The sequence below is a fragment of the Rhizobium sp. 2MFCol3.1 genome, from assembly GCF_000377565.1.
Taxonomy (GTDB): domain Bacteria; phylum Pseudomonadota; class Alphaproteobacteria; order Rhizobiales; family Rhizobiaceae; genus Rhizobium.
The window spans coordinates 1-8,850 of sequence record NZ_KB898391.1 but is presented as its reverse complement, the minus strand read 5'-3'; the positions used below and the strand labels follow the sequence as shown (position 1 = coordinate 8,850).

The following is an 8,850-nucleotide window of genomic DNA, read 5'->3' as shown; positions in this document are numbered from 1 at the left end:
CGCACCGAGACAGTCGAACATGGCGATGACGTCGAACGCTCCATCCCCTTCATCAAGGCCTACACCGTCTTCAACACCGACCAGATCAAAGGGCTCGATGGGCGTCATCAGGCAAATGTCGATCTCTCCGATCCTTTCGATCGCATCGGCCAGGCAGGGCGTTTCTTTGCCAATACCGGTGCGCTCATCCGCCATGGCGGGTCGTGCGCCTACTATGCGGCTGCCAAGGACTACATTCAGATGCCGCTTCTCGACAGTTTCGTTGATGAGGCGAGCTACGTTGCCGTCCTCAGCCACGAAATGACGCATTGGACGTCAGCAGCAGGCCGTCTGGATCGCGATTTATCCCGTTACGCCAAAGACCGCACGGAACGTGCCCGCGAAGAACTGATCGCCGAACTCGGCAGTGCCTTCCTCTGCGCCGATCTCGGAATTACGCCTGAACTCGAACCGAGGCCAGACCATGCAAGCTATATCGACGGATGGCTGAACGTGCTTCGTGGCGACAAGCGCGCCATCTTTCAGGCCGCAGCCCATGCACAGCGCGCGGCCGACTACCTGCACTATCTGCAGCCCCGCATCGGTACTGGCGAAGGCGAAGAAGACGAAGGGGAGGCGGCATGAGCCGGCTTCCTTACGAGTCCGCGAGAGAGAATTTTGTAGCAACAAGGAGACGCGCCGAGACCGGATCAGGGCGAAGGCCGACGTCACACCTACACGTTGGGGCTGGCTCGGCTGAGTTAGCATCGACAGAACGCGTTTTCTCGGCGAAGGCTTAAGCCCCAATCTATATCGCGACTGGCCCCAGAGCTTCCTGCAGGCGACGGACGACGACGTCGAGTGGATGTGCCACGATATGATCGGTGCCGCCGGACAGGGTGATTTTCGTTCTATCAGCTTTTATTTCCAAGACCGAGGCGACGTACTCCGGATCGATGCGGACAGCGACAGCGCTGTTCCCGTCCTCAGCTGTAAAGTTTGCAAACATGAGATCTGTCCGAACGGTTAGAGGCTTTAAGAATGCCACGTTTGTGTTGAAAGCGTATTGCCGAAAGGCAACTGGCTTAGCCAGCTTCTTCGACGGCGAGTATTTTTTCGATGGTCTCAATCCGCGCCGCTCGACGCTCGAGACTCTTGTTACGTCCTCGCTTCTTCGCCCCCTTTGCTTGTCGGCTCGCTTGCAGATGCTCAATGTAGACGTGGTCGTCTCTAACGTTTGAAAGGCGGTCAAAGATCCAACAGAAAGTGGCAGGAAGTCCTTCAACGCTATAGACGCCGGTCTCGAGAGCCCGATCCTGATCAAGGATTTCCTGCAGCACGACTTGGTCCCAGATCTCGGGGTTGGTGTCGGACCTTTTCTTCCACTCTTCCAAGAGGTGCAGCGTCTGGGGAGTATCGTTCAATAGTATCGTCCCCGAGAGCAATCGGCCGTTCTCCCGGTACAGGGCGATGTCGCAATCATACCGCGATAGCTGTGGCCAAGGGTTGCGGTGGAAGACGGCATCAACGTCGACATAGAGGAGCGGTCCGCGATGCTGCCGACGAGCCTCCAGAAGAAATGCCGCTTTCAGCGATGCGTTTCGGACCCAGCTGCCCGCACTGTCGACTGCAGTCGTCTCGACCGAGAGACCGAGGCGCCTTGCCGACGCCACCATTCGTCTCGCTTCGAACTCATACAGGGAATTCTTGGTGTAAAACGCCACGATCGTGCCCGACACCGCTTGGGGTAAGGCTCTGTCGGTTTGGGTTGGGAAGGGGACAAGGTGGTTTCGGTACTTTGATTTCGATGCACTGAAAAAATCGATGCATTTGTAAAGTAAGTTCATTTCGATGCTGATCTGCCATTTCAATTCATGGCCCGTGCCTACCTAAACGTGCGAACACGATCAAGGCCTAATGCAACCTATGAGCAGAAATTTTGAGAATAGCCCCGTTTAAATTGTTCGCTAGGGCGGCGAGGGATGTCGGAGGGCTGTCCAAGATGCGGTGTTGGCTGACCTTGGCCATGCGCGAGGGGAGCGTGCGTCAGGCCCAAACCCGGCGCTGGTACGGAACTCAGCCAGGTGGGCGACGTGAAGGATAAGACGCATGTCCTTGCCGAAGGCAAGGAGTTGAAGTTTTGCGACGCCGACCGGTTCGACTTGGCCGCCGGGTTCGGCACTGATCCTCTTTTCAATTAGGGCAACTCGGCTTGCGATGCGTGTCGTGATTAAGCGTGACTATGATCGGCGTCAGGCCGCCGATGTCTTGATGCAGGTTGGCGTGCCGGTTTCTATGAAGGCCCCGGTATCGCTCAGTAGGTCAGTTTTAGCATCTCGTTCGAACACTGAAATCCGGTCGGAGTCTTGATTGGCGCAAAACTGATGACGACCAGATGGTGAAAGCGAGGTTGCGCGGTGTCTCGCCGCCGCAGGGGATGCTTGAGAGGAGTTCGACTTCGCCATTGTCAAGCGTCTTGAACACCGAAATGCTGTCAGGCCCACGATTTCCACCGTAGAGAAAACGCCCGTCAGGCGAGATCTGAATGTCGGAACAGTGGTTTCCGTGGGTTCCCGAAAGTGCTTTGGTCAGGCTGATCGGTGTCAGCGCCCCTGACCGCGCATCCACGGCAAAACTTGAGCAAGTCGAGTTAAGTTCATTTAGCACATACAGAAAACGCCCGTTCGGGTGAAGGGCAGTGTGACGCGGTCCAGCGCCTGGCTCACATTGCGTTTGCGACAGACGGAGGAGTTGGTCGCCCTCAGAGCGGTAGCTTGTCAGCGTGTCGCAGCCGAGATCCGCCACCACGAAGACATTGTCGCTGATCTCCACGACACTGTGGGCGTGGCTGCGTTCCTGCCGGGCAGTGTCAGGTCCTTGGCCGATCTGACGTACGGATGCGCTAGGCGCGCAAAGACCCTCTTCGTCTGTAAATGGAAATGCCACGAGCAAATCATCCATTTCGAAGACTACGAACTCGATGCGGTTCGCACGACGACCGGCCGGACGATCACCGAAACCGACTTCGTCGTCCATGCGGGGCATACCGGCGACTTCTTCCCGCATCATATGGATGCGGGAATTTGCCAAGACGCTACCTGGCGGCCAGCGCATCGCGCACGGCACGATGGTGTTTTCGATCGGGGTCGGGCTGACGGCGTCGCTCATAAATCCGGTTGCATTTTCCTATAGCTACGACCGGCTGCGCTTCGTGCAGCCAGTTCATATCGGCGATACGGTCCGCACGCGGGTGACGATATGTTCCAAGGAAGACGATCCTAAGCGGCCAGAGATGGGCCGCGTCGTCGAGCGCTGCGAGGTATTGAACCAGCGCAATGACGTCGTGCTTGCCGCCGATTATATCCTGCTCGTTGAGCGCGGACCGAAAAAGGCTTGAGCGGAATGTCTTTGAAAACACGCTTGGTCATTGGCATAAGGCGTCGGTGAAAATCGGGCAAAGGGCGATGAGTTGTCCCAAGACGGACTGAGAGGTGCAGGTGCAATGCTGGCCTGCTGGTATAGAATGGCGGCAAAACATTCACTCTTCGGGCTTGGCCGCTTGGGAATTTGGATCCGGCAACGCGACAGTGGCGCCCCAACTCGATCTTTTCTTCCACAGTCACCACAACATCTCGTAGTATGGATGACCGGAGGATTCTGATGAGCCCAATCACAACTATGCCGTCCCGTCCCAAGCCAGGTATATGGCCGATTGAACGCCGCCCCATTCTAGACTGGCTCATGAACGAGACGAGTTCACAGCGTTTCCTGGACAATTTGCTTGTTGAACTCTGCGAGCGCCTCGTGCTTGACGGTGTTGCGGTCGCCAGGTCGTCGCTGCACCTCAGGATCCAGCATCCGCAATGGCAAGGCGCCCGGATCCTGTGGCAGCCCGGCCTCGAGCAAGCCCATATCGACACATTCGACTACAATGTCGATACCACGGAGCTGTTCCTGCGCAGACCGGCCACGGAAATCTACAATGGGGCATCGGAGGTCAGGCAATGTTTCGTCGCGGGCAACGACAAGGCCGCTGAATATCCGCTTTTCGAAGAACTCCAAAGGGATGGCTTTACGGACTACGTGGCATGGCCGATCGAGCATACATGGGGTAAGCGCCACGTCGTCACCTTCGCGACGAAGAAGAGCACTGGATTTTCAAAGAACGAGATCGTTTATCTCAAGGACTTGCTCCCGGCACTCGCCCTGGCAAGTGAAATCCGCATGAAGAACGCCATGGCCCGGACACTTTTGGAAACCTATGTCGGACCGCATGCTAGTGCGGAGATTTTGGCCGGCGCGACGACGCGAGGCAGTGGGAAGACCGTGAGTGCCGCAATCATGATTTGCGACTTGCGCGATTTTACAGCGCTGTCGGACCTATGGCCACGAGACGACATCATCGAGATACTAAACGGCTACTTCGATGCACTCTGCGAACCGATCGAGGCTCGCGGCGGCGAGATCCTGAAATTTATGGGCGACGGTCTGCTGGCTGTATTTCCGCTCAGCAACCCCAATGCCTGCGCAGACCTCTTGGAAGCGATAAAGGACGGGCGCAGACGAATGAGCCACTTAAATGAAATGCTGGTGAAAGGCGGGAAATCGCCTCTTCGATACGGTATCGGTGTCCATGTCGGCGACGTGATGTACGGCAACATAGGGTCCAGAAAACGCCTGGATTTCACCGCGATTGGCCCCGCCGTCAATATCGCGTCCCGTTTGGAAGAGCTTACGAAGGAAGTAAGCCGGCCGGTTTTGCTTTCGTCCGAGTTCGTCCAGCTTGTCCACGGATCGACGTCAGAATTTTTTGAGCTGGGATCGCATAGGCTGCGCGGGCTCGAAAAGCCGGTGAGCGTATTTGGACTTGTCAACTAAGCAGACCGCCACACCAGGACGCGTCTTGGCGCGCTGCAGGTCCATAACGACCGCGGGCGCTCAACCCAGAATCTGGGGAGCGCCCGTTGGTTGCAAAGGCCGCGAACGCCGAATGTTCAGCAGGCGGCCTCAAGTGGCGCCGATATAATCGTGTTGGTTTGAAACGTAAACCGCTTTATCCGCAGCCCAGCTATGCATACACGAGTGATCTGCTCCTTCTGACCGCTGTGAAGTGACGCGCTTGCTCTCCGTATGAGCCTGCGCAAGCACCGGGTGTCATTTCGGTTCCGCAATCTCGGCCCACTTAGGTCGAAGCCTTGTTTTTGTCGAATGTTGTCAGCAGCCATTGTTGAATGGTCCCCGACAACTAGTTTCGAGAGCTTGACCGATACTGAAGCGGAGATGGGTCGCGAATGCTGAAATCCTTTGAACATGTGGGCATGACTGTCAGCAACATGGATCGCGCGATCCGATTTTATTGCGAGTTACTCGGGCTGACACTCCATCTGAGAAAAAAGACGGACGACGGCGCGGAGCTAGCCTTTTTGGACGCGGGCGGCGGGATGCTGGAGATTGTCGCTCCCGCAAATGGAGCCAAGCCCGCGATGGACGTACCCGACGACACTGCCGGATTGCGCCACCTGACATTTCTCTACGAAGACGTCGACCACACGTTCGCAAGGCTCGAGATGGCCGGCGTTGACATAAAGGAGCGACCGCGTTTTGCTTATAATCCCGAGGTGCTGCAAAAAGTAGCCTTTGTGCGAGATCCCGATGGTATCCTAATCGAACTCGCGCAGCGGAAAACTTGATCGGGCCGATGGCGACCTGTGTATGTAGGGAGGCAGATTGAGGGGCCGATCGCTGTGCCGGTTCCGTCCTCCTTGGGCACTGGGCGCTTGATGCGGCGAAGGGCCTCGAGCTTTGGGGGTAACGAGCCCTTCGCCTGTCACTCAAGCGTATCAGGGAACTCCCAAGCGACAGTCTATGGTATCCGATTTACCGGCGCGGGCAAGATAGGCAGGCATCGTCGGTGACAAGATCCCCGGTGCCCAAGGCCTTGACCGATCGAGGAAGCATAGGGACATCTCGCCGGTGAGATACACCGCAATGCGATCAGTTCGTGAGCTAGCGTCAACCGGCATTGCCATCAGGTGTTTGGATCTGAGAATGCGATCGTTCGGAGGAGTGAACGGTAACGTGAAATGTTGATCCGCTTTCGTCGACCACGTCGAACCTGACCGACCGAGCTTTTCCAAGTTGGTCCAGCATCTTCTCCGCGGCCTCTTGGGGTGTTGCTGCTTCAACTGACGCAGTGCTCGTCACGGCATATCTTTGGTTGATCATGTTTCTCTGCCTCCAAGACGCAGGTTTTGAGCTTGTGGCGAGCGCAACGGATCATCGGGGATTCGGTTCCTTGGGACATTGCCGGGCGCAGCTTTCAAAGGGCAGGGATTAGGCTGACATTTGCGCGCGCATCTCAAGGTAATACAGCGTCTCGTGCTCGATTTCGGCGATAAGGCGTTCATACTCACCGATTTGTTCGGTGTCGCGGCCGAGATTTTTTATTTTACGCAGGTGGAGGACGGCAATGCTGTATGCTTCGCACATCTCGCCGATCGATTGGCGGTACGCCGAAAGTGCTCGAATTTCAGGAACGCGAAGCGACAGGAGAGCCCAACCATGGGCGACGTGGTCAATTCCAGTTTCCATTTTTATAACTCGCTCGATGCGCATGCCATTTTAGATCTACCATGCCGTCGTCCATAGATGGCCAAAAGTCTCTTAGTCGCTGGTCTGGAAAGCAAATCCTACGGGGGAGTGATGTGGAGGGCCAAGAGTTGCAGAGCCTCAAGGCCCTCCACGTGCCGAGGAAGCTGTTAGGAGACCATCTCGGCGGGGAAAAAACCAGCGAGAGAGAAATATGTTCCAAAATGAAAACACGGAAGGGCCGGTCAAATGGACGTTGGCGCTTCGTAGGTCTTGGTGACCTGCCTGAACAGCGTAATCGTGATCAGGCCCGCAATCACGGTTTGGTGGAATGATGCCGCTGCCCGGTATATCAGTAATCCCAGCGGGAAAACGAAGGCGAGAAGCTGGGGATGCCGCCTTGGCATGACTTCTTCTGATCACCCAGATGTTGACTTTGTCACTCAGGCATTTCACATGCTTCGCTTTAGCTTCTGTCCTTGGACTGCCCGGAGAACTGATAAATGGCCGAACTAACAGTTTATATTGGATGGGATTCCCGCGAAGATATTGCCTACCAGGTCGCCAAGGCCACGTTGCTCAAGAACGCATCCATTGATGTCGAGGTGCACCCCATCAAGCTGCAGGAGCTCGTCGACCAGGGTGTCTACACCCGGGAAGTCGATCCTCTGGCATCGACCGAGTTTACCTATTCTCGTTTCTTCACGCCCTGGCTTGCCGGTTACAAGGGCTGGGCGCTGTTTTGCGACTGCGACTTCCTGTTCTTCGGCGATGTCGCCGACCTCTTGCGCTACAAGGATGACAGCAAGGCCGTGGCCTGCGTCCATCACGACTACACGCCCAAGGAGGGCGTGAAGATGGATGGCAAGGTGCAGACCAATTACCCCCGCAAGAACTGGTCCTCGTTCATGCTGTTCAATTGCGAGCATCCGTCCACCCGCCAGCTCACGCCTGAGCTCGTCAATTCACAGACCGGCGCCTATCTGCACCGCCTGCAGTGGGCGAAGGACAGCGAGATTGGCGAAATTCCGGAAGAGTGGAACTGGCTGGAAGGCTGGAGCACCAAGCCAACCCAAGGTCTTCCGAAGGCCGTCCACTACACCAATGGCGGCCCGTGGTTTCACAATTGGCAAGACGTCGAATACGCGGATGTCTGGCTTGAAAAGGCACGCGCGCTCGACCCGCATTTCGCACCCGTGTGACCCGTGAACCTCGGCTTTCTGGTCCGCCTCCGCGCTGCTTTGTCGGGCGGAGCGCTGCGGATCGGCAAGAACCCGAACATGCGGTATCTGCCAACGCTTCGCTTTCGGCACGGAAAGATCGAAATCGGCACCCGGCTTTTCACCCGATGCGGTGTGGTCCTCGATGCGCAGAGCGGTAAGATCGAGATCGGCAATGATGTTTCGATTAACGATTACTCGATCGTGCTCGGACACGGCGGCGTCAGGATCGGCGACAATACGAGAGTTGCGGCACATGTCGTAATCGTCTCGTTCGAGCACAGCTATGACGACGCCACGGTCCTCATCAGGGATCAGCCGATCACAAAGGGCAGGGTGGAGATCGGCAGGGACGTCTGGATCGGTGCAGGGGCCAAGGTGCTTGCCGGCAGCAACATCGCCGACGGCTGCGTCATCGGCGCGAACAGCGTCGTCAAGGGAGCGACAGAGCCGTTCGGCGTCTATGTAGGCTCGCCCGCGCGCTTGGTCAAAAAGCGCGCCATGCCCGACACAAGAGGGCCCGACACGACAGGGAGGGAACAATGATCGACAGGGATGGAGACACCGGCTTCAGGACGGCCAACCCTGCTGCGGCTGCCGCGGAGGAGTGGAGGTCTCTGCTGGCGGATTATAGCGATGTCGTTCTGGTCGCAAACAGCGATGAAGTGGATATCGAGGAGCTGAAAAGGCGCTTTCCCGACACAACGCTCTTCATTTTCTTCAACAAGGTCTTCAAGGTTCTGAGCGAACCCTTCACTCGCCATTCCATGCTGTTTTCGAGAAGCGGAACGCTGGGCGCCAATCTCGTCAAGAGCGGCAAGGTCGATAAGGTTCTGCCCTATTTCGACACGCGCACCTTCCACGGTGTCGTGAACATCAAAGCCGGGCCCGACGAGCAGCTCAGCCCGGCGTCCGACTTCGGCGATGTTCATGTCCGGCACCTCGATCTGACTGATGTCTTCACGCCGTTCTACCCTCGCGCCAGCGTGCCGACGACGGGATTTGCGCTCTGCTTCTGGCTGACAACGCTCAATCTTGGCACCAGGATAACGCTTGCCGGCTT

At 56.9% G+C, this 8,850-nt stretch carries 10 protein-coding genes and 2 pseudogenes; 7 read left to right on the top strand and 5 right to left on the bottom strand.

What is annotated here, in order from left to right:
* On the top strand, window positions 1-624 hold a 624-nt coding region (locus D460_RS34365; protein ID WP_018902740.1), incomplete at its 5' end, for a zincin-like metallopeptidase domain-containing protein.
* A 163-nt stretch (window positions 625-787) separates the two neighbouring features.
* Here the strand turns inward: D460_RS34365 and D460_RS0132240 are convergent.
* The 3 genes from D460_RS0132240 to D460_RS35760 all read right to left on the bottom strand — a co-directional run bounded on the left by D460_RS0132240 (window position 788) and on the right by D460_RS35760 (window position 3,015).
* Window positions 788-988, bottom strand: a complete 201-nt coding sequence (locus tag D460_RS0132240; protein ID WP_018902739.1) for a hypothetical protein — start codon at window positions 986-988, stop codon at window positions 788-790.
* A 76-nt stretch (window positions 989-1,064) separates the two neighbouring features.
* Window positions 1,065-1,850 (bottom strand): putative nucleotide-diphospho-sugar transferase, encoded by a 786-nt coding sequence (locus D460_RS0132235; protein WP_245267860.1) that lies wholly within the window; start codon window positions 1,848-1,850, stop codon window positions 1,065-1,067.
* 457 nt (window positions 1,851-2,307) lie between these two features.
* Complete coding sequence (locus D460_RS35760; RefSeq protein ID WP_245267861.1) at window positions 2,308-3,015, bottom strand: beta-propeller fold lactonase family protein; 708 nt, start codon at window positions 3,013-3,015, stop codon at window positions 2,308-2,310.
* Here D460_RS35760 and D460_RS34355 point away from each other — a divergent pair.
* From D460_RS34355 to D460_RS0132210, 3 genes and pseudogenes are all read left to right on the top strand, one after another.
* A pseudogene (locus tag D460_RS34355) lies at window positions 2,932-3,376 on the top strand (MaoC/PaaZ C-terminal domain-containing protein). The gene D460_RS35760 and the pseudogene D460_RS34355 sit on opposite strands and share 84 nt — an antisense overlap.
* A 263-nt stretch (window positions 3,377-3,639) precedes the next feature.
* Window positions 3,640-4,857, top strand: a complete 1,218-nt coding sequence (locus D460_RS0132215; RefSeq protein ID WP_018902735.1) for an adenylate/guanylate cyclase domain-containing protein — start codon at window positions 3,640-3,642, stop codon at window positions 4,855-4,857.
* A 413-nt stretch (window positions 4,858-5,270) separates the two neighbouring features.
* Complete coding sequence (locus D460_RS0132210) at window positions 5,271-5,669, top strand: VOC family protein (RefSeq protein WP_018902734.1); 399 nt, start codon at window positions 5,271-5,273, stop codon at window positions 5,667-5,669.
* A gap of 322 nt (window positions 5,670-5,991) precedes the next feature.
* Here the strand turns inward: D460_RS0132210 and D460_RS36295 are convergent, their stop codons facing one another.
* Both D460_RS36295 and D460_RS0132205 read right to left on the bottom strand, forming a co-directional pair.
* Window positions 5,992-6,204, bottom strand: coding sequence for a hypothetical protein (locus D460_RS36295; RefSeq protein WP_155947911.1), 213 nt, complete (start codon window positions 6,202-6,204; stop codon window positions 5,992-5,994).
* Between the two features lie 108 nt (window positions 6,205-6,312).
* The gene (locus D460_RS0132205) at window positions 6,313-6,570 is read right to left on the bottom strand and encodes a hypothetical protein (RefSeq protein ID WP_210162762.1); all 258 of its coding nucleotides are present in this window, start codon (window positions 6,568-6,570) and stop codon (window positions 6,313-6,315) included.
* A 500-nt stretch (window positions 6,571-7,070) separates the two neighbouring features.
* On the opposite strand from D460_RS0132205, the gene D460_RS0132195 reads away from it, so the two are divergent.
* From D460_RS0132195 to D460_RS34350, 3 genes and pseudogenes are all read left to right on the top strand, one after another.
* Window positions 7,071-7,769 carry an LPS glycosyltransferase gene (locus D460_RS0132195; protein WP_018902731.1) on the top strand — a complete coding sequence of 233 codons (699 nt, stop codon included), beginning with the start codon at window positions 7,071-7,073 and terminating at the stop codon, window positions 7,767-7,769.
* A gap of 78 nt (window positions 7,770-7,847) precedes the next feature.
* A complete protein-coding gene (locus tag D460_RS0132190; protein WP_155947910.1) occupies window positions 7,848-8,333 on the top strand; it encodes an acyltransferase in 486 nt (161 codons plus the stop codon).
* Window positions 8,330-8,850 (top strand): annotated as a pseudogene (locus D460_RS34350) (3-deoxy-manno-octulosonate cytidylyltransferase); the annotation flags it as partial. The gene D460_RS0132190 and the pseudogene D460_RS34350, both read left to right, overlap by 4 nt.